At 56.9% G+C, this 20,299-nt stretch carries 15 protein-coding genes; 7 read left to right on the top strand and 8 right to left on the bottom strand.

The features are described 5' to 3' along the window. Nucleotides 1–268: 268 nt before the first annotated feature. Nucleotides 269–1,888 (bottom strand): 2,3-bisphosphoglycerate-independent phosphoglycerate mutase, encoded by a 1,620-nt coding sequence (gene gpmI / locus AC5S26_RS23635; RefSeq protein WP_494187410.1) that lies wholly within the window; start codon nucleotides 1,886–1,888, stop codon nucleotides 269–271. A gap of 64 nt (nucleotides 1,889–1,952) precedes the next feature. Beyond that, nucleotides 1,953–2,264 carry a Rieske (2Fe-2S) protein gene (locus AC5S26_RS23630; protein ID WP_494187409.1) on the bottom strand — a complete coding sequence of 104 codons (312 nt, stop codon included), beginning with the start codon at nucleotides 2,262–2,264 and terminating at the stop codon, nucleotides 1,953–1,955. 80 nt (nucleotides 2,265–2,344) lie between these two features. On the opposite strand from AC5S26_RS23630, the gene AC5S26_RS23625 reads away from it, so the two are divergent. Next, nucleotides 2,345–3,229: an alpha/beta hydrolase gene (locus AC5S26_RS23625; protein ID WP_494187408.1), complete on the top strand. Its 885-nt coding sequence runs from the start codon at nucleotides 2,345–2,347 to the stop codon at nucleotides 3,227–3,229. A 49-nt stretch (nucleotides 3,230–3,278) separates the two neighbouring features. Further along, complete coding sequence (locus AC5S26_RS23620; protein WP_494187407.1) at nucleotides 3,279–3,704, top strand: DoxX family protein; 426 nt, start codon at nucleotides 3,279–3,281, stop codon at nucleotides 3,702–3,704. A 251-nt stretch (nucleotides 3,705–3,955) separates the two neighbouring features. On the opposite strand, the gene AC5S26_RS23615 is transcribed toward AC5S26_RS23620, so the two are convergent. From AC5S26_RS23615 to AC5S26_RS23605, 3 genes are all read right to left on the bottom strand, one after another. Continuing rightward, entirely contained in the window at nucleotides 3,956–5,212 is a 1,257-nt protein-coding gene (locus AC5S26_RS23615) for a DUF1501 domain-containing protein (RefSeq protein ID WP_494187406.1), read from the bottom strand. 132 nt (nucleotides 5,213–5,344) lie between these two features. Beyond that, a complete protein-coding gene (locus tag AC5S26_RS23610) occupies nucleotides 5,345–7,531 on the bottom strand; it encodes an alpha-ketoacid dehydrogenase subunit alpha/beta (protein ID WP_494187405.1) in 2,187 nt (728 codons plus the stop codon). Between the two features lie 243 nt (nucleotides 7,532–7,774). Continuing rightward, on the bottom strand, nucleotides 7,775–10,084 hold the full coding sequence (locus AC5S26_RS23605) for a sodium-translocating pyrophosphatase (protein ID WP_494187404.1): 2,310 nt from the start codon (nucleotides 10,082–10,084) through the stop codon (nucleotides 7,775–7,777). A 235-nt stretch (nucleotides 10,085–10,319) separates the two neighbouring features. On the opposite strand from AC5S26_RS23605, the gene AC5S26_RS23600 reads away from it, so the two are divergent. Next, the gene (locus AC5S26_RS23600; RefSeq protein ID WP_494187403.1) at nucleotides 10,320–11,741 is read left to right on the top strand and encodes a S8 family peptidase; all 1,422 of its coding nucleotides are present in this window, start codon (nucleotides 10,320–10,322) and stop codon (nucleotides 11,739–11,741) included. Further along, nucleotides 11,693–11,884, top strand: coding sequence for a S8 family serine peptidase (locus tag AC5S26_RS23595; RefSeq protein WP_494187402.1), 192 nt, complete (start codon nucleotides 11,693–11,695; stop codon nucleotides 11,882–11,884). The genes AC5S26_RS23600 and AC5S26_RS23595 overlap by 49 nt, the downstream gene beginning before the upstream one ends. A gap of 7 nt (nucleotides 11,885–11,891) precedes the next feature. Here the strand turns inward: AC5S26_RS23595 and AC5S26_RS23590 are convergent, their stop codons facing one another. Continuing rightward, complete coding sequence (locus tag AC5S26_RS23590; protein ID WP_494187401.1) at nucleotides 11,892–12,140, bottom strand: hypothetical protein; 249 nt, start codon at nucleotides 12,138–12,140, stop codon at nucleotides 11,892–11,894. Nucleotides 12,141–12,393: 253 nt separating this feature from the next. On the opposite strand from AC5S26_RS23590, the gene AC5S26_RS23585 reads away from it, so the two are divergent. Next, nucleotides 12,394–13,335 (top strand): mechanosensitive ion channel family protein, encoded by a 942-nt coding sequence (locus AC5S26_RS23585; RefSeq protein WP_494187400.1) that lies wholly within the window; start codon nucleotides 12,394–12,396, stop codon nucleotides 13,333–13,335. Nucleotides 13,336–13,398: 63 nt separating this feature from the next. Here the strand turns inward: AC5S26_RS23585 and AC5S26_RS23580 are convergent, their stop codons facing one another. Together AC5S26_RS23580 and AC5S26_RS23575 are read right to left on the bottom strand one after the other, a co-directional pair. Further along, entirely contained in the window at nucleotides 13,399–15,555 is a 2,157-nt protein-coding gene (locus AC5S26_RS23580) for a thioredoxin domain-containing protein (RefSeq protein ID WP_494187399.1), read from the bottom strand. Nucleotides 15,556–15,666: 111 nt separating this feature from the next. Further along, on the bottom strand, nucleotides 15,667–17,787 hold the full coding sequence (locus AC5S26_RS23575; protein ID WP_494187606.1) for a TolC family protein: 2,121 nt from the start codon (nucleotides 17,785–17,787) through the stop codon (nucleotides 15,667–15,669). 408 nt (nucleotides 17,788–18,195) lie between these two features. On the opposite strand from AC5S26_RS23575, the gene truA reads away from it, so the two are divergent. Then, nucleotides 18,196–18,993, top strand: a complete 798-nt coding sequence (gene truA / locus AC5S26_RS23570) for a tRNA pseudouridine(38-40) synthase TruA (protein ID WP_494187398.1) — start codon at nucleotides 18,196–18,198, stop codon at nucleotides 18,991–18,993. Between the two features lie 14 nt (nucleotides 18,994–19,007). Beyond that, entirely contained in the window at nucleotides 19,008–20,282 is a 1,275-nt protein-coding gene (locus tag AC5S26_RS23565) for a M20/M25/M40 family metallo-hydrolase (RefSeq protein WP_494187397.1), read from the top strand. Nucleotides 20,283–20,299: the final 17 nt, after the last annotated feature.

Raw genomic sequence — 20,299 nt, 5'->3', positions numbered from 1 at the left:
AGCGGAGTCGAGGAATCCCTGTATTTTGTTCGGGTCGCAGCTAATTTCATTGGAGCGAAATGAGAGAACCTGCAAAGAACCCCATCTAGCAGTATTATTATCAATACTTTACCTGCAACCCTCTTTTCATGAATACTTTACGATCTAAGTCCAAGGCTAAGCCTTTTCCCATGAAGACTTTGCACCAAACCCGCAGGGGGGAGGGTTGGTCAACAGCGAATCACCCCACCTCAAAATCTGAGGGAGCCAGCATAATCCGGGAAAAAAATTAGCCGTTCTGCAGGTCGTCTCCCGTCATCTCGTGCGGCTTCTTCAGGCCGAGCAGCTTCAGGATCGTCGGCGAGATGTCGCGCAGGCTTCCTCCCGGTCGAAGAATGGCATGATGGCTGGTGTCGCGCTCGTCCGTGACCAGGATGAACGGAACCGGGTTGGTGGTGTGAGCGGTGTGCGGACCGCCTGTAACCGGGTCGATGAGAAGCTCGGCGTTGCCGTGATCCGCCGTGACCAGCAATGCCCCACCGCGTTGCTTGACGGCCTGGTAGACACGGCCCAACTCGGTATCGATGGTTTCGACGGCGCGAACGGTGGGCTCGATTCTTCCCGAATGCCCGACCATGTCGGCGTTGGCGAAGTTGACGATGATGACATCGAAGGCAGTGTCGTTGACGGCCTTCACGACAGCGTCGGCGATTCCCGCCGCTGACATCTCAGGAGCGAGATCGTAGGTCGCCACCTTCTGGGATGGGATCAGGACGCGGTCTTCGCCGGGAAACGGCTTCTCGATGCCGCCGTTGAAGAAATAGGTCACGTGCGCGTACTTCTCCGTCTCGGCGACCCGCAGGTTGCGCAGATTGGCGTCAGCCATGACGTTGGCCAGGAGGTTATCCATCGACTCGGGCGGGATGACGACAGGAACCGTGAAGTTTTTGTCGTACCGCGTCATGCACACGTAGTGAATGTTCGATGGAACCTCGGTGCGCGGAATCTCGAGGTCGAGCTCGGCGGCATTGGGAAGATCGAGAGCGTTGTTTACAGTCAGACCACCGGGAACATCGCAGTTGCGCCCCAGGACGCGTGTAATCTGGCGGACACGGTCGGCACGGTAGTTGAAACAGATACACACATCGTTGGAGCAGATGGGGCCGACGGGAGCTCCATGCTGGTCGATGACAGTGAAAGGCGGAATGAACTCGTCGGTAATTTCGTTGTTGTAGAGTTCGCGGACATGGGCCAGAGGATCGGTATAGGTTCCTCCCTGCGGCGTGCCGGTGACCATCGCGTCGAAGGCCTGACGCTCCTTCTCCCAGCGCAGGTCTCGGTCCATCGCAAAGTAGCGTCCGGAGACCGAGGCGATCTGGCCGACACCGATCTCACGAATCTGCTGTTCCAGTGCCTCGAGATAACCGATACCGCTGGTGGGCATGGTGTCGCGGCCATCCATGAAGGCATGGATGTAGACGCGGGTAAGCTTGTGCCGGGCAGCCAAACGCAGAAGCGCGTAGAGATGGCGCAGCTGCGAGTGGACGCCACCGTCAGAGACTAGACCCAGGAGGTGGAGCGCGCGGTTGTCCTGTGCGGCCAGCGTGACGGCGCCGACGAGCGTGGGATCTTTAAAGAAGCTGCCGTCCGCGATCGCTTCGTCGATGCGGGTAATGTCCATGCGGACGACACGACCTGCGCCGAGATTGAGATGGCCGACCTCGGAGTTGCCCATCTGGCCGTCCGGAAGACCGACAAAGTGGTCGCTGGCGTGGATGAGGGTGCTGGGAAACTCTTCGACAAGGCGGTTGTAGACAGGCTTGCGCGCAAGCGCGATGGCATTGCCATGAGTATCGGGACGGTAACCCCACCCGTCGAGGATAGTAAGGACGATCGGTTTATTGGCCATTGCTGCTGCAAGGATAACAAGAGTTGATCGACACGGAAGGTGTCTGGGCAGGTTGGACGAGACGCTATTCGATATCGATCAGAACGTCGTCGTCTTCGACGCGCAAAGGAAAGACCTCGACCTTCTCATTCGGAGGAAATTCCGCTTCACCGGTCTTCACGTGAAAGGTCCACGAGTGCCACGGACAGACAACACAGTCCCTCTCCAGCCATCCCTGCCCCAGCGGCCCGCGGCGGTGAGGGCACCAGTTATCCAGGGCAGATAATTCGCCGCCTAAATTGATAAGGCAGACGGCAACCCCCTCAGCCTCGGCCTCTGCCACCTCTCCGGGTGGGGGAGCCTCAGCGATGCCGCACAATTTGACCCACTTTGCCACTTCAAATCTCCTCCGCTCCTTCCATGCTATCGGGTCCGAAGCCGACCGAAGGAGATGCTAAATTCGTAACAGACCCGCCGATGCCAAACCAGCAGCAACACCACACCGCAAATGTGCAGGGAGCCTGGCTGCTCAAGGCATTCGCCGCCGTCTTCGCCGTAGCGATCGTCTGCGTCTACCTGACGCTGTGTTTCCTCTTCTATCGCGGTCAGTGGCAGATTGTGCTTCATCCCGTCAAGGTGGCGAGCCAGGAACCTGCGGGCAGGAATCTGATTCGCTTCGATCCTGACGTCTCGGCGCAGCCGCAGCTCATGGGCGAGTGGCTCACAGCAGCTTCCGGAAGTCATTACAACAACCTGACTATCCTGTTTTTCGCTGGAGGAGATGGACCCCAGGCAAGCTTCGCTTCTACGCAGGCCGCTCTCCAGAATCTTGGGCTCAACGTTTTTACCTTCGACTATCGAGGTTATGGCCAGAGCGCCAACGTCCACCCCAGCCAGCAACGCATGACGGAGGATGGTGAGGCTGCATGGAGCTATCTCACAAGCATCCGCGGAATTTCAGGCACCGCGATCCTTCCTTATGGCATTGGCGTTGGGGCCTCTCTGGCGGCGAGGCTGGCTCTCGAACACCCAGAGATTCCGGGTGTGATTCTCGATCGACCGTATACCGATCTGCGCGAGGTCATCGAGCGGGATACACGCTTCAGGTTTCTGCCCTCCGGCCTTCTCTTCCATGAAGATTTCCCGCTCGCCAAACCTCTATCGCAACTTCAGAGGCCAAAGCTGCTGATTGCAGCGACAGGAAGCTCTGACCCAGTGGCCTTTCGTACGGCGGCTGATCCGAAGATCATCGTTTCGCTTGCGACAAGCTCTGGTCCAGCCTTCAATGAGGCTGTCACCCGATTTCTGGATCAGTATCTGACGGTGCCTTCTCCGACACCCTCCGGCACAAAGCCGCGCTGACACGAGCCTGGCTGCGCTACGCTCAAATCATCCTTTGAAGGCGGAAGCGATGTCCAACACACTTAACAATCTGCAGCCCTGGGGGGCGTTTCTACTCCGGCTCGTCCTAGGAGCCGCGATGATCTATCACGGTTATAGCAAGGTAATTCCAGCAGGAGGATTCCACGGCGGCAATGCTTTTTCGGCGATCGAACACCACAGCAGGTTTGTCGCCGCGCTGGGATTTCCCTACTGGCTTGGGATCGTCTCCGCCCTGACTGAATTTGTGGGAGGAATTCTTGTTCTTCTGGGGCTATTTACCAGGTTTGCTGCGTTTCTGATCGCGATCAATATGCTGATTGCGGTGGCGATGGTCAACCGTCACCATGGTTATGCTGGCTCGGAGTATTCTCTGGCGCTGATGGTTATTGCCCTTATGCTTTTTTTCTATGGGGCCGGGGTTTGCGCCCTGGATCGAAAATTTGGATTTGCGTAATCAGTTAAATAACTGAGTCATAAAGGCGAGAAGGCCTCCGATACACTGGAGGCCTTACATTTGGTAGGGAGCTTGTATTGCGGATAGGTGAAGCCGAAACTGTGGGAACCGCTAGCCTCGGCGCTTTCTTGTTACATCCATTAAGACGCCAAGAGCCATGAAAAGTTGTGTGGGTTTCTTACATTTTTTTGAAGATGAGATAAATCATTATTCTAAAAATAGAATTTACGTAAATCTCTGACAGCTCGGCTTCAGGCGAGAATTCCCAGAAAATTGGCCTTGGCAAGAGATTCGCCTGGGAAGACCAAATCGAGATTTCTGCAGCCGAGCGTGCGAGATGCGGCCTCTCCGAGGATACTTCTAAAATCTGTCGTTACAGCAAGATCCCGACCTTCATTCAACTGTTCGTTTTGCAGGCCGGGCCATTTGCCATACACCTTACCGCCCCTGACATCTCCCCCCAGAACGAACATTACATTGGCATGACCGTGATCTGTACCCCCAGTTCCATTCTGACGAGCGGTGCGGCCGAACTCCGACATGGTAACTAGAGTGATACTACCTGCATCGTTACCCATGTCCTGCCAGAAGGCCGCGATGGAATTGGAAAATTCCTGCAGTCGATTCGCAAGTTGGCCGCGGCTGTTGCCTTGGTTTTGGTGCGTATCCCATCCGTCGATATCGGCAAACGCGGCCTCGACCCCAAGATTCGCCTTCAGAAGCTGAGCTACCTGCCTGAGACTGTTTCCGAATTGGGTGTTGGGATAGAGCACTCCCGCTGCAGGGGTGTACCTTGCCGGATCGGCGGACCGCAGCATCTTGACAGCCTCGAAGGTCTCCTGTCCGGTCCCGTGCAGTATGGAGTCCGAACTGGAGTCATACATCGCCTGGAAGGCATTGCTGATCGGCGAAGCCTGAGGGCCGCGTCCAGCAACTGCAAAGTCTTTAAGATTGTTCACGGCGATGGCGGGAATCTTGCCCTCAAGGGTACGGGGGACCTGGGAGCCAAGAGCTACGGCACGGAAGGGCGAGGAGGTCACGGATCGCGGCTCTGCCTGCAGAGCCCGATTAAGCCAGCCATCCGAGGTGACCTTCACGCCCGGCGTTCCGCTCTCCATGTAGTCTTGAGCGTCGAAGTGCGAGCGGGTCATATCGGGCGATCCAGCTGCGTGGACGATGGCCAAATGCCCCTGATCGTACAGAGGCTTCAGTGAAGCCATAGCGGGGTGCAGACCGAAAAAGCCGTCGAGATCCAGAACCTCTTCCGGTCGAATGGCGATAGAGGGCCGCATGGCGTAATAGTTTTTCTCGCGGTAGGGAACGACGATGTTCAGCCCATCGGCCGCACCACGCTGGAACAGCACGACCAACTTTTTGTTGCTTACCGCAGCGGTCGTTATCTCTGCCATGACACTGCGAGCTAGGAAGCCAGGGATCGCTGAGGTTCCAACCAGCGCCAAAGCGCCGCCCTTCATGAAGCCTCTTCTCGTGACGGGTGGCTGGGCCATGGGTTATCTCCTCAGATGCCGCCTGAAGTCATCGGTCGCCTGAATCATCCAGCTTTCTTCCTTAAGAACTCAGTTTGGGTAAGGAAGTTTCGCCCCTGTGAGATCGCGGTTCGGGCTTCGCTCGAATGCTCCCTAAAACGCTGCGAGATTCTCAATGGCCTCGTACAGGTCCTGCGACTGCGGCAGAATGACATCCTCGAGCAGAGGCTGATAGGCGACGAAGGTATCCATTGCGGCCACACGTCGCACTGGCGCGTCGAGATCATGGAAGAGCTCGTCGGCGATGCGCGCGGCGATCTCGGCCCCATAACCCCAGCTCATCATGTCCTCGTGAGCAACAATCACGCGGTTGGTCTTTCTCACGCTCTCGGCGATCGTCTCCCAGTCATAGGGTGCCAGACTGCGCAGGTCTATGAGTTCCACATCGATGCCCTTGTCGCGATGAATCTTCTGCGCCGCCTGCAAGGCTCGCGGAACCACGGCGCCATAGGTAATGAGCGTGAGATCCTTTCCCGGGCGCACGATATTGGCCTTGCCGAATGGAATCGCATATTCCGGACCGGGATATACGGCTCTGCCGAAGGTCTCGCGATAAAGACGTTTGTGCTCCAGAAAGAGCACGGGATCGTCGCATCGGATCGCGGTGCGCAGCAGTCCCAGAGCATCGAGCGCGTTGGAAGGCATGACGATCCGCACGCCCGGCGTGTGGGTAAAGATGCTCTCCCCGGACTGAGAATGATAGATGGAGCCCCCAGTGAGGTACCCCCCTATCGGCACGCGTATTACCAGCGGGCAGCTGAAGCCGTCATTCGATCTCCAGCGCAGGACGGCGAGCTCATTGCGCATCTGATGCATCGCCGGCCAGATGTAGTCGAAGAATTGAATTTCGACGACGGGTTTAAGCCCACGCACTGCCATGCCTATAGCGCGGCCCACAATGTTGGCCTCGGCCAATGGCGAGTTCCACACACGATCGTTCCCGAACTCCAGTTGCAGCCCCGAGGTCAGCTTGAAGACGCCGCCTTTTCCTTTCAGCTTGCCTTCGCGCAGTGGCTGATCCCGGGTAGCATCGGCCACATCCTCTCCAAAGACGACAATTCTGCTGTCACGACGCATCTCGTCTTTCAGGCAGATATTGATGAGGTCGGCCATCGTGCGCTCGCTCTGTTCGGCCGTCTTCTCCGGTTGACGATTGAACTTCGCATCCATCGGGGTGAGGTGTTCCGAGTAGACGTGCCGCAGGATCGTATCGGGCGTGGGCAGCGTGGCCATCATGGCCTTGTCAGCTGCGCGTTGCACATCTTCATCGACCTGTCGCTCCAGACGATTGATTGCGTCGGCGTCAAGAACCCCTTCGCGAAGAAGCCACATCTGCAGACGCGAAATGGGGTCCCGCAGCGCATCGGCCTCGAGCTCGGCAACGGTACGATAAAGCCGCTCATCGTCACTGAGAGAGTGCGAATAGGGTCGAATGACGTGTCCATGGACGAGTGCTGGCCCTTTGCCTGCCCGGCAGTACGCCACCGCTTCTACCATCGCGTTGTAGCTTGCGATCGCATCGGTACCGTCGATCTCGGCGAAGTGGAAGTTAGGAAAGTTTGCCACCAGGTGCGAGATATTTCCTCCGGGAGTATTCGCCTCTACCGGAGTTGAAATGGCATAGCCGTTATCTTCCACCACAAAGAGCACCGGAAGCTTGCCGTTGCTCGCGGTATTCAGGGCCTCCCAAAACTCTCCCTGGCTGGTAGCTCCCTCACCGATTGAAACGTAAGTGACCTCGTCTCCCTGAAAGACCACGTCTTTGAATTCGCGGTAGTCTCCCTCATGCTTCTTTGCCGCCTCAGGGTGTTTGGAGAGATATTGCCCTGCTTCAGCGCACCCTACAGCGTGCAGGCACTGTGTCGCGGTTGAGGAAGACGGGCTAACAATATGCAGCTTTGGGCTCGACCAATGTGAAGGCATCTGACGGCCTCCGCTTGCCGGATCATCGGCAGCTCCGATGGCCTGCAACAGTTGGTCTTCAACGGTATTGCCAAGGGCGAGGCAGATTGCACGGTCGCGATAGTACGGGAAGAACCAGTCGTACCCTGGGCGCATCGCGATGCCTGCTGCCACCAGCAAGGCTTCATGCCCCGCACAGGATATCTGGAAGAAAATCTTTTGTTGCCGCTTGAGCACGATCTCGCGATCATCTGTTCGTCGCGAGAGATACATCAGCCGGTAAAACTCAACCAACTGCTCGCGAGTAAGCGAGGTCCCGCTTAGCATGCCGGCGGCTTTCTTTCTCTCCGCAACTCCACTTCCCGATTGTCGAACCATAGCTTTATCCTGGGCGGACGAGAACTTCACGCCCCCGAAGAAGATTGTACCGGTTATGGAAAGGGATTGACTCGCGACGCATGCACAGCAACAAGCGAATTCCGCCCCATCATGTCAACACCATTCATCTGCATTCCTTAAACGCGAGACGGTATACAGAATCTGTGATGCTGTCGCTGATTGGCGGAGTGAATGGCTTAAAGGGAGCCGGATTTCGCCAGCTCCCTTTACAGCGGCACACGTTTAAACAAAGAGTGGGGCGAGCACCAGGGTAATCGTTGCGAGCAGCTTGATGAGTACATGCAAACTTGGCCCTGCGGTGTCCTTGAAAGGGTCGCCCACAGTATCGCCGACGACCGCAGCCTTGTGGGCCTCGCTCTTCTTGCCGCCATACTGTCCCGTCTCAATGAACTTCTTTGCATTGTCCCAGGCGCCGCCGCCGTTGTTCATCAGCATAGCCAACAGAACTCCGGAGATGGTTCCGACCATAAGCAATCCGGCAACGGCTTCCGCTCCAGCGAGGTTGACGATATGTCCCGCGATCGCCGGAACCGGGAGAATCGTTCCTGGCGCATAGGCGGTCGTATTTGCATGATAGCTTGGGCTGAAGTGACGGAAGATAAGACCAACCGCAACGGGTAGTCCAACCGCCAACAAGCCTGGAACGACCATCTCGCGCAATGCGGCTCCGGTCACGATGCTGACGCAACGGCCATAGTCCGGCTTGGAGGTTCCCGCCATAATTCCGGGATTTTCCTGGAACTGCGCCCTTACGTCCTGAACGACCATCTGCGCCGTTCGACCGACCGCCTTGATCGCGAGGGAGCTGAAGAGATAGGTCAGCATCGCGCCCAGCAATGCGCCGACGAAGACCGGAACCTGAGCGAGATTGATATTGGTGAAGCTCCATCCCGCAGGCATATATCCGCCAGCGCTCAAGACCTTATCAGAGACGATCGTTTTGATCTCTTCAAGATAAGCAGAGAATAGGAGAAACGCTGCCAACGAAGCAGAGCCGATGGCATATCCCTTGGTAAGCGCCTTGGTGGTGTTGCCAGCGGAGTCTAATTTGTCGGTACGCTCACGAATTTCGTGCGGCTGATGCGACATTTCGATGATGCCACCGGCATTGTCAGTGATCGGGCCGAAGGTATCCATCGCCAGAATATAGGCAGCACAGCTCAACATGCCCATCGTAGCGATAGCTGTACCATAGATGCCTTTTTCGTATTCGCTGATGCCAACGACTCCAGCGAGGCCGCGCACGCCGAAGTAGTAGCTCAACAGAAGCGCCGCAGAGATGACGATGACGGGCAGGGCTGGGGTCTCCATACCAACGGCCAGGCCGCTGATGATGTTCGTTGCCGGTCCGGTCAGTGAAGCCTCGGCAATGGATTTCACAGGACGGTACACGGACTCCGTGTAGTACTCCGTGATCCATACGAAAAGGAATGCCGTCGACAGACCTATGATGCCGCAGCCGAGGAACCAGATTGGCTGTACCGCAGGGCCGTTCAGCATGGTATAGACGGCGCCGGCAAACCCGAGCAGCGCCAGCCCCGAGGTGAGATAGAAGCCTCGATTGAGTGCGTGCATGGGATCTTCCTGCTCGTTGCATTTCACGACGAAGACGCCGGCAATACTGGCGATCAGATTGATCGCATGGACAATGAGAGGAAACAGGATTCCCTTGATGCCGAAGACCGGATACAAGGCCGCGCCCAGGACCATCGCGCCTACATTTTCCGCGGCGGTCGATTCGAAGATATCGGCCCCACGACCGGCGCAGTCGCCCACATTGTCTCCGACGAGGTCGGCAATGACCGCGGGGTTGCGGGGATCATCTTCGGGGATTCCTGCTTCGACCTTGCCTACCAGGTCCGCACCCACGTCGGCTGCCTTGGTATAGATGCCTCCTCCAAGCTGAGCGAAGAGCGCCACCAACGATGCCCCGAAGCCGAAGCCTACGAGCTGATACGGCACAGCCCTTGGATTCTCAAGGCCGCCGAAAAGAAGAAACAGCACGCCGATGCCGAGCAGGGAGAGCGCCACCACGACCAACCCAGTCACGGCCCCGCCACGCAGAGCCATCTGCAGCGCCTGGTTCAGGCTGCTCCTGGCAGCGGAGGCGGTGCGAATGTTCGCCCGGATGGAGCAGTACATGCCGGTGTATCCCGCCAGCGCCGAGCAGATCGCTCCTGTAAGGAAGCTGAGCACCATCTTCAAGGCATAGGGCGAGGTACGGTCCGACATGTGAAAGCCTATAAAAAGCACCACGGCAATTACGATCGCGATGACGCCGATCGTACGGTACTGGCGTTTGAGAAAAGCCTCCGCACCTTCTCGAATCGCGTTGGAAATGACCTGCATATCCGCCGTTCCCGTATCGGCGGCGATCACCGTGCGGGCCAGAGCCAGGGCTGCAACCAGCGCCAGAACTCCTACCGAAAGCGCAATCCAGAGCCAAAACCGTCCATCACTTCCATCTCCCGTCGCAGGCGTGTAAGGAACCTGCTCTTGAAACGCCATAGCCAAAAGGCTTACTACATGCATGCAAAGGTCTCCTTGAATCAGCAAACTACATAGTCAGCGGACTTTCCTGGGTTTGCTCCGCAGAGCGGCCAATTAGAGCATGTGGGCCCAAACAGGGTCAATGTGAGGTCGGATGCAATCTTTAGACCAGACCCTGCTTGATAAACCAAAGTAATAGCACATTCGCCGGGCTTGGCTACGGCAATTTTCTTTTTCCGCCGATCTGGAGATCAGTCCATGGATTTGAGGTGTCGCTGTGTGCTCTTCCCTGCTTTCCCGTTTCCTCCTTTGCGCTCTGGTCTGGACAAGATCGAGGCTTGATGCGCAGTCATCGCTGACTCATGACGGAGGCAATGTAATTCCAAATCGGTATCTTGTTGTGTATCGGGACGGCAGGATTCCGGCCGACGCAGGTGCCCGCGCGCAGGCTGTCGGTGCGCACATGGTGCAGCGGCATCCTCGTTTTGGAATCGCCGCGGGTGAAACGCTTCAGCGCACCGTCTTTTCGAGGCTCTCGGGTCCTTCCACTCAGGGTGCTGCAGAAGAGGATCAGGCTGCCATGCGGCAGTTGGCGGCACAGCCCGATGTGGAATATGTCCTGCATGACCGGGTCGTAACCGCGCATCACCTTCAAGTGAGGCCGGTCACTCGTCCGGTTTTCTCCGTTACGGTAGGGACGGCGACTTTTGACAACTACTACAACTCTCCGCAAGGATGGGCGGTTCGCCAGGTGGGAGGCTATGGCGCCGACATTCCGGGAGGCCCGAATCATGGTCCGTGGGATATCACGAAAGGAAAAGGCGTCCGGATCGCGATTCTGGATAGCGGCGTTGACGCTTCGCATCCTGATATTGCCCCAAATCTCGCACTCAACCTCTCCGAAGTCAATCCTGTCGAGCTGCCGAGCGTATGCGACGATGGCTCACCGCAGGATCAGGATGGGCATGGAACATGGACTGCTTCGCTTGCAGCCGGTGCGCTTGGTCCTTCAACGGGCAGGACGGTGGGCGTCGCTCCAGCGGCAACGCTGATAAGTATCAAGGTTCTGGAACGCATGCCAGCTGCAAGCGGCGCCAGCGATGTGGCTCGTTGCAATGCCGGAGAGGCAAGCGGTTTACTGAGCTGGGTAATCCAGGGAATGGATGATGCTATCGCGAACCATGCCGACGTTGTCTCCATGTCGCTCGGCACCATGATTGACCTTTCAACAGGAGATGGAGCTGGAACGAAGACGGTCTTCGACCGTATCACGTATGCCGCCGCTCAGGCAGGAACCGTGCTTGTGGCGGCGGCTGGAAACGATGCGACCAATCTCGCCAATTCGCGATATATCGAAATTCCCGCCCAGTCCCGCGGCGTGCTTGCAGTAGTTGCCTCGACAAATCCTGCCTGCAGTGAAAATGTCAACGTCGGATCTGTCTGTGTCGCCGGGCCGTCATCCCTCGCATACTACAGCAACTATGGATCCGCTCTCGATGCCGTCGCCGCACCGGGCGGAAGCTATCCCTCGGGGGCGATATGGATGTCAGCGGATGGGTCCGCGGGGCCTGCAGCTCCGGGCTTCCCGGCACTGCGTCCGGATTGCCCTCGGATACGTCACACAGTTTCGGCTGCTTCAACCTTGGCCATATGGCCTATGTTCAGGCTATCGGAACCAGTGCCTCTGCCCCTCTGGTAGCCGGTGCTGCTGCTTTGCTGCGCGCGGCGCATCCAGACTGGAGTGCCTCTACAATTATTGATACACTCCGATCCACTGCGACGCCAGGAACTTCCACCCTCCCCTTTCCTCAGGTAAACGTGGCTGCAGACTTCCACCCCTGAGCTCAGGTTAGCCTTTCATGCGGTCTTTGACGCTTCTTGCCAGCTTCTCGATCTCTTCAGCACGTTTGCTTAAATCCGCTGGGGAAAGTTTTTTCTCGTCTTCAACCTGTTGCCTGAGATCGTTCACCAGGCCCACCAGCTTATCCGTATCCAATTCCAGACGTTTCTGCCGTTCACTATTTCGGGAGCGGGCCTGCTGCTCAGCGACACGAGAGCTAAGAATGTCCGGGGTTCCCGAGGGATCGCCGGCATTCATCGGTCCCATTCCCCCTATCGGAGGAAAATTCGATCTCTGAGAAGAAGGCGCCTGAATTGGGGGCAGAGAGTTGCCTTGGCGTTGACCCTGACCAATTACGAATGAAGCTCCCATCGCCAGGAAAAGCCATAGGCTCGTCAACCGGAGTCCTTTCATGTGTGGCCTCCTTTCTCGCTTTGGCGCATTGCATTCAGCCCGAGAGTTCCTGCATGCTGGAGGAAGAACCCAGCGCGAAAGCGAGGATGCCAGTATCATGCTCCATCTGGCCGTGACCCTGCAAGGAATACCTCAGGAAGAACGCCTTTCCTATGTCTCCACCCATGACTGGCATCAGTACATCGTCGTCTTTATTCGTGACAAGGCACCGAAGCTTATCGCAGTTCTCGTTATCGTAATTGTCTTGCTGCGGATCGTCCGATTTTTCGTGAAACGGCTCCAGGTGAGGGCCAGTCAGCAGGTTGGCAACTTCCATCGGGCCGCACAAATGCGGACCGTGGCGTCTCTCCTGCGCGCAACCTCCTATGGGATCATCGGTTTTCTTGCCTTTCTGCAGGTCCTGACCATCTTTGGCATCCCCTACGAGCCACTTCTGGCCTCTGCGGGAATCCTCGGTGTAGGCATCGGTCTTGGAGCACAATCGATCTTCAAGGACATGCTAAACGGCATCTTCATCCTGCTTGAGGACCAATATAACGTCGGTGAGGTCGTATCCATCGCAGGGCTAAAAGGTACGGTTGAAGACCTCTCATTGCGCAGTACCCGTCTACGTGATGGCGATGGCACCCTGTACGTCATTCCTAACAGTCAGATCGCGACCGTCTCCAACCAGTCGCGTGACTTCTCCGTCGCTCAGCTTCCGGTTTCGGTTGATGCCAGCGCCAACCCTGATCGCGTCATGGAGATTCTCCGTAAGCTAGCAGATGAGGTTCGCCAAGATCCTGCCTTCAAGGATGTAGTCATCTCCGACCCGGAGATTGTCGGAGTTAATGAGATCCGAGGTCGTGAAGTCATTTATCCAGTCAACATTCGGGTCCGCGCAAACCAGCGTGACGGTGTGTTGCGTGAACTTCGCCGACGAATTATTTTAGCTTTCGAGAAAGAGGGGGTTCCTCTCGGTATCTCGTCAAACATGCTGGTGATGCAGCAGAAAGCTGATCCGACGGCTCCCCCTGCAGCACCCACCCTTGGCGGATAGCCCAAACCTTCGTGATGGCCGCCTGAAGTGGACGATCGTTTCGACTCGTCCACCTTCTACAGCCTACAAAGTTTGATTGAGCGCATCGACCAACTCGTCTGTTGTCCCTACGGGAGGCAGGCATCCTTTTCCCGTGCAGACGACGGCGATGCTACCGGCGGCGGCATCCTTCAAGCCCGGAAGATGTGGAAGCGTTTCCGCCAGTGCGGGAGGTAAAGCACTGAGCTGTTCTTTTCGCAGCCGAATTACGCTCTTGTTGACTGCGTAACGGGCCAGCGCAACTGTCTCAAGCTGGCCAGCCTGTGCATCATCGCCAATGACACAGACCTGTACAGGAGCCTTCACCATGCGCTGTAATGCGAGGCCGTAGCTGGCAGCATAGAGGCCGAAATGTTCTACGATTCCCGCAAAGGTCTCCAGAGTCTCCAGAGCCTTGGCGGCGTAATCATCACGACCGCTAAGGGCCTCAAGGCGAAGCAGCAGGGTTGCTGCAACTGAATTTCCAGCTGGCGTCGGAGAATCCTGCAGGGGCTTCCTGCGAACAGTCAACGCTCCCAGCTTTTCCTTGCCATCACCAGCCGGTTCTGTGTCGAAGAAGCCTCCACCTACGTTGTCGTAAAAGCGGGCAACAAGCGCTTCAGCGATGGCTTGTGCTGCATCGTAATAACGTAATTCTCCGGTCGCTTCCCAGGCGTCGAGTGCTGCGTTACCTATGAAGGCATAATCCTCAAGAGTGCCCGCGACCCGCTGGCGGGCCATCCCCTCACCATAGGACACGACGTGCGCCATTCCCTGAGCCGGATCCCACGCGGCGGAAAGAACGCGGTCCAGAGATTTCAGAGCAAAGTCCAGGACGTCGGGCATGTCCAGGATTCGCCCCGCTTCAAGATAAGCGGAGATGCACATGCCATTCCAGCCACCATACATCGTCTTGTCGATGTATGGTGTCGGCCGCTTCAGGCGCGCTGCATACATCTTCTTCTTTGCGGAAGCCAGCAGATCCTTCGCCACATCGAAAGCAATGCCGTTGGCCATCGCGATACTTTCAAACGGCTTACGAATATGCAGCACATTCTTGGCCGGGTTATGGTGCATGTCCCCGATCTCGCCGATATCGTAAAACGTCCCGGCCATCACAAATTCTTCGGGGGTTAGAACTTCCTCTGCTTCGTCCTGCGTCCAGGTAAAGTAGTCTCCGTCATCGTCCAGCGAGAAATCGGCGTCCTGGGACGAATAAAATCCTCCTCGCTCACGGTCACTGAGCCACTCATCCATCCAACGAACGATCTCATTCGCTACCCGCGCGCACTGCGGCTCTGCAAAGCTTTGAAAGGCATGAACGTAGTTCTTCAACAACTCGCTGTTGTCATATGCCATTTTTTCAAAGTGAGGCACGACCCAGTGGTCATCCACGGAATAGCGATGAAATCCGCCTGCGAGATGATCGTAGATTCCTCCCCGAGACATTTTTTCGAGGGTTACCAGTGCCGCTGTCTTAGCTTGGTCGGCTGTCGCGGGTGCTGCGAGCGACGAGGCTCGCGAAGCTACGTCGAGCAGTAGGTCGATAGCACCCGAGTGGGGAAACTTCGGCTGCGAACCGAAGCCTCCGGATCGCGCGTCGAATTGCTTCAACGCTGACTCGATAAGCTTGCTAACCAACTCTGGCCCGGGATTGCCGGAGCGTCCCATAAATGACTCATTATGTTCAATCGCAGCCATTACACTGCCCGCTGAGTCGTCTACTTCGCCGCGTTTCTGTTGAAAGGCCTCCGCCATCGTCAGCAGAACGCGCGGGAGTCCAGGTCGACCATGCCGATCCTCGGGTGGGAAATAGGTTCCACCGAAGAAAGGCTTCCCATCAGGAGTAAGAAAAGCTGTCAGCGGCCATCCTCCCTGTCCGCTGATGGCCGAGACAGCAGCCTGATAACGGGTATCCACGTCAGGACGTTCGTCACGATCAACCTTCACCGCGACAAAATGTTCGTTGATCAACTTCGCCGTCTCGGGATTTTCGTAGGACTCACGGTCCATGACATGGCACCAGTGACACCACACGGCGCCAATATCCAGTAGGACGGGCTTATCCTCTGCGCGGGCACGCGCAAATGCCTCCTCGCCCCACTCGTGCCACTTCACTGGCTGATGTATTGCAGATCGCAGATAGGCTGATGCTGCGTTTGCGAGGCCGTTTTCCGATGCGGTCTTGTGTCCTTCACTCATACTTCCAGTGTAGTGCAGCAGCGTTATTCACCTTATTCGAAGCTACTGCCCTCACACGCAAACAAAAGAGCCCGGACATTGTCCGGGCTCTTTACAGGTATAGCTCTCAGCTTACTGCGGAGGAGCGGATGGAGTTGCCGAGATAGGCTTCGGCGTCTCCGGCGCTTTTGGTGGGGTAAGTCCTGGAATCGCCAGCGGGTGGGAGATATTCCCGGTCGCCGCATCCACGATGTTGATGTTGTACTTGTCCAGGAGAGTGGAGAGAAGCTGTCCAAGCGCCACACGATCCTTTGCGTAGAGCGCTGTTGCCGAGATCAGGTTGTTGTCGGCAACTGCCAGGTTCCTCTGCTGCTGAAGAACCAATGCGGTTGTGGACGCTCCCAGTTTGTACTTCTTCTGTTCGGCATCGAGGCTCTGCAATGCAAAATCCCGCGCAGCCTGCGCGGCTTGCACCTGGGCACGGTCGTTGGTCAAAGCATATTGACCGTTGATCACATTGATGCGGGTCTGCGTGTAGAGCTGTTGCAGCCGCATCTGCGACTGACGATACTCCATCTGCGACCGCGCCTGGTCCGCCTGCGCGATGCGGTTGCGCAACGGAATGCTAATGTTGACGCCAGCCCCTTTATCTGGAAAAGAGTTGTTGAAAGCGTTCGAGAACACATCTCGATACCCAACGGAAGCAACAGGGCAAACTCCAGGACCAGCCTGATCACAATTGAGATTTGGATTCTGCGATCCGCCCAGCGCCGATCCGCCATAGAAAGCATACGCATCTACAGTCGGCAACAAATTATTCTTGAAGGCCTTAATCGTAATCTCGTTATTCTTCATGTTCAACGTAGCCTGCTCAATCTGGGGATTGTTGGCATAGGCTTGGCGCACGAGATCTTCGATCGGCGTGTCTTCTTCGGGAAGCCGATCCAGACCCACGCGATCCGTCGGAATGACGGGTGCATTCGAGAGTTGTGGATCGTTCAGGTTGCGGGCGATTGCCTGCTTCATCAATAGTTGCTGATATTCGAGGTTGGTCTGCGAGGCGACCAATGCCTGCTTGTCGGTTGCAACTGCCGAGTCCGAGTTCACAACATCCAAGGGAGCCAACGTTCCGATCTCGAGCTGTCTTCGATTGTCAGCTGTCAACTGGGTCGACTGTGCCAGCGCCCGTTCTTTCGCCTGCTCGTCTTCATAGGCGCTAACCAGACCCCAGTAAATATCCTCTACCTGGGTAACTGTGAACAACAGCTGTTGGCGGAAGGCAGAATCCGTTATACGCCGATCGTTCCTTGCCTGAAGCATGAGACGACCATTGAGTCCCGGGCCGAAACCCTGCAGCAGATGCTGCGTCACCTTCGCCTGAAAGAGCGAGTTGACCTGCGGACTGTAGGTCGAACGGATGTTATTTGTTGTCGTCCGGGAATTATTGAAGGTGACGTTGAAGAGGGTACCTGTCAGGAATCCCTGCTGGTATCCGAAATTATACGAGCCAGTATTCTGGCTGAGAGTATTCGTACCAGTGATGAACGTGGTTGACTGTTGCGTGTTTGCAGCCTCATACTGCAACGTCCCCGTAAGCAATGGATCAAGATTTGTAGGGAGGGGTCCGCCACCGTTGGTGCTCAGAACGATACCTTGAGCACCCGCTGCTCCGCCGCCAGCTCCGGTGGATGTTCCGCCGGGGCCTCCGCCGGCCGAAACCGTTGACGTCGTTCCGCCGATCGTGCCTTGTACCACTCCTGTATTGACACCGCGGATGGTGCCGCCAGCTTTGGTCCGGAGGATATCGGTGTCTGCGATATCCAGGTTCAACCTAGCGATCTCGATGTCGTAGTTGTTCTCGAGCGCCAAGGTGACCGCATCATTCAGGCTCAGGTAGAGCTTGCCGTCGCGCAGGAGCTGATCCAGCTGTGGCGTGTTGCCCAACCGCGCCTGAGGAACGTTGGTTGCGGTATAGGGAGCAAGCGGGTTCCAGAAATGGCTCTTCGGCTTGGTGTAATCCACGATCGTGTCCCGCAGATAGAAGGGCTCGGTCGGTTTAGGCTGGGGCGCCTGTGGAAGGCCCGGCGTTCCCGTCGTGTCCGTCACCACCGGCTGCTGTGGGGCCGGAGTGGTTGGGTTGGTCTGGGTCTGGGGCTGCGGATTCGTCTGGGGCTGTACGTTGGTCTGCTGCGCCATCAGCGGCTGTGTGCTCATGCTCATCAGCAGCAGTCCGATGCTCGCTGCCGCCTGCATATCCCTTAATCTCACGATGCGATCTCCAAAACCTTCTCTTTGACTCCGAACCGGGCACTCCCCCTGCGCTCGGAGGGCTCACCGGGATAACTTCTCTTGTCGGGCCCATTACGACCGGCGACAGGTAAAAGCGGTTCTTATTCTTTGTACAGTGTCTTTCTAAAGACGCGCAGCCCCTAGTTGAGGACTCTTTAAAGATGATGCTCTGATGGTTACCTCAATTCACTTAAAACGGAACAGATGGGCAGAGATACGCACCGATCCCCCATTTCGTTCCGGGCTGCCGTGAAAAATTTCTGATTCTTGACCCGCTAAGTATATCAACCTTCGTCCGTTAGTCGCTTCAGGTTGGATTGGCAGACCGGTATACCCTGCGTCCTTTTCCTGTGTTACCGTCCAATCTGTCTCATGCCCCACTGGAAACTCACAATTGCCTATGATGGCACGTCCTTTCACGGCTGGCAGATCCAGCCGGGTCTGCCCACGATTCAGGGCGCGCTCGCTGAGGCCCTGCACAATATTACGGGCGAAACGGTCCTCCCCCAGGGCTCAGGCCGCACCGATACAGGAGTTCACGCGCTCGGACAGGTCGCATCCTTCTCGCTTTCATCCCCCATCCCAGGCTCCAACCTACAGCGCGCCCTGAACCATCTTTTGCCTTCGAGCATCCGCGTTCTGACGGTGGAGGCGGTTCCGGCGGAGTTTCACGCCCGCCACGGCGCATGGCGTAAAACCTACGAATATCGAATCGCCCCCCAAGCCATCTGCTTACCGATGCTGGCTCCCTTCGTATGGAATTGCACATGGCCACTTGATCTATCCGCTATGCAGCAGGCGGCCACACATGTGATCGGCAGGCACGACTTCACCTCATTTGCCGCTATCGATCCTGATCAGGGCGATCGCGGTAAAGAACAGGAATTCCTTTCTTTTCCTGAAAAAACTGCAATTCGTACTATCTTCGCCTCGTATTGGCATCGTGAATCAGAACTTCTGGTCTACCGCGTAACCGGCTCAGGATTTTTGCATCATATGGTGCGCAATCTTGTTGGAACCTTCGTCGATGTCGGCCGCGGACGCACCTCAGCCGATGCCCTTTCAGCGATTCTTTCTGCCCGTTCCCGCTCAGCTGCAGGGCCCACTGCTCCGCCTCAAGGACTTTTCCTTCTCGAAGTCGATTACAAATTCTCGGGAGAATCGCGCTAACCTTCAAGCAACACATGTCTGCTTCTACCCATCAGCGCATCACCAGCCTTGCTGCCCTCACCCCCGTCCATCGGGGCTTCCACTGGCTGCATCTGCATCAGCCCCAGATTCACAAATGGCTGCTGGAGATGGTTCGCATCCCCGCCCCTCCCTTCGGAGAACAGGCCCGCGCTCTATGGTTTCTCGAGCATTTCCGTTCCCTGGGTCTTACAAATGTTCACCTTGACCAAGAAGGCAATGCGTTGGCGGAGCTTTCCCCGGAGGACGATTGCATATCCACCTCGCCAGTCATCCTGCTCTCGGCACATCTCGATACTGTATTTCCTGCAGACACGCCGTGTGACCCGGTCGAGCGAGCAGATTCATCGCGTATTCATGGTCCGGGCGTCTGCGATAATGCCGCTGGTCTGTCTGCGCTTCTGGCCATCGCCGCGGCCCTGCGATACGCCCATATCAACCCTCCGGCAACCATTCTTTTTGCAGCCAACGTAGGCGAAGAAGGTGAAGGAAACCTGCGCGGCATGCGACATCTCTTCGGCGACAGTCCATACAAAAGCCGTATCTGTGCCGCGATCGCCTTGGAGGGCAGCGGCACCGCCGTGGTAACCCGGGCACTCGGTAGCCTGCGTTATCGCATAACGATTGAAGGACCAGGCGGCCATTCGTGGTCAGACGCCGGAACCCCAAATCCGATTCTCCTGCTCAGTCGCGCCCTGACAGCCATCTCCGATCTGCCATTTCCCACTTCTCCCCTGACCACTCTCAACGTGGGTTCTATCTCAGGAGGAACATCTGTCAATTCCATCCCATCCTCGGCCAGCGCTCTGCTTGAGATTCGCTCCAGCGAGTCCAAGCCGCTGTGCGATGCCGCTTTTGAGATTCGCCGCATCATCGCCGATACAATACTGCCGTTCACATCCCTGCCCAGCCCACCCTCGCTGCATCTTGAATCGATAGGCGACCGCCCTGCGGCCTCACTTCACGCTGACTCGGCATTGCTTGCCGCTCTTCGAGCCGTCGATCGACACCTCAACCTCCGCACGGAGCTGCGCCTGGGGTCGACGGACGCGAACCTGCCGCTTTCGCTCGGGGTTCCTGCGCTCGCCATCGGTACTGGAGGCACGGGGGGTAGCATTCATACGTTAAAAGAATGGTACGACCCCGCCGGTCGCGAAATCGCACTGCGACGCATCCTTCTTCTACTGCTCGCCACCACGCAGATCACGCCACAGCTTGGGATGGAATCGACCGCGGCGAGCTCGGACGGGGCGATGCATTCAATCCCTTGAAACGGGAGACTCTCCGG

It is taken from the genome of Edaphobacter sp. FHG110511_03 (assembly GCF_059115365.1).
Note: the sequence above shows the minus strand (reverse complement) of the source record. Positions and strands in the feature narration are given on the sequence as shown.

Bases quoted from the DNA above. Each gene is read 5' to 3' on its own strand.
- gpmI (WP_494187410.1), bottom strand. From the start codon at position 1,888: ATGGCCAATAAACCGATCGTCCTTACTATCCTCGACGGGTGGGGTTAC.
- AC5S26_RS23625 (WP_494187408.1), top strand. From the start codon at position 2,345: ATGCCAAACCAGCAGCAACACCACACCGCAAATGTGCAGGGAGCCTGG.
- AC5S26_RS23620 (WP_494187407.1), top strand. From the start codon at position 3,279: ATGTCCAACACACTTAACAATCTGCAGCCCTGGGGGGCGTTTCTACTC.
- AC5S26_RS23615 (WP_494187406.1), bottom strand. From the start codon at position 5,212: ATGGCCCAGCCACCCGTCACGAGAAGAGGCTTCATGAAGGGCGGCGCT.
- AC5S26_RS23610 (WP_494187405.1), bottom strand. From the start codon at position 7,531: ATGGTTCGACAATCGGGAAGTGGAGTTGCGGAGAGAAAGAAAGCCGCC.
- AC5S26_RS23605 (WP_494187404.1), bottom strand. From the start codon at position 10,084: ATGCATGTAGTAAGCCTTTTGGCTATGGCGTTTCAAGAGCAGGTTCCT.
- AC5S26_RS23595 (WP_494187402.1), top strand. From the start codon at position 11,693: ATGGCCTATGTTCAGGCTATCGGAACCAGTGCCTCTGCCCCTCTGGTA.
- AC5S26_RS23590 (WP_494187401.1), bottom strand. From the start codon at position 12,140: ATGAATGCCGGCGATCCCTCGGGAACCCCGGACATTCTTAGCTCTCGT.
- AC5S26_RS23585 (WP_494187400.1), top strand. From the start codon at position 12,394: ATGCTCCATCTGGCCGTGACCCTGCAAGGAATACCTCAGGAAGAACGC.
- AC5S26_RS23580 (WP_494187399.1), bottom strand. From the start codon at position 15,555: ATGAGTGAAGGACACAAGACCGCATCGGAAAACGGCCTCGCAAACGCA.
- AC5S26_RS23575 (WP_494187606.1), bottom strand. From the start codon at position 17,787: ATGCAGGCGGCAGCGAGCATCGGACTGCTGCTGATGAGCATGAGCACA.
- truA (WP_494187398.1), top strand. From the start codon at position 18,196: ATGCCCCACTGGAAACTCACAATTGCCTATGATGGCACGTCCTTTCAC.
- AC5S26_RS23565 (WP_494187397.1), top strand. From the start codon at position 19,008: ATGTCTGCTTCTACCCATCAGCGCATCACCAGCCTTGCTGCCCTCACC.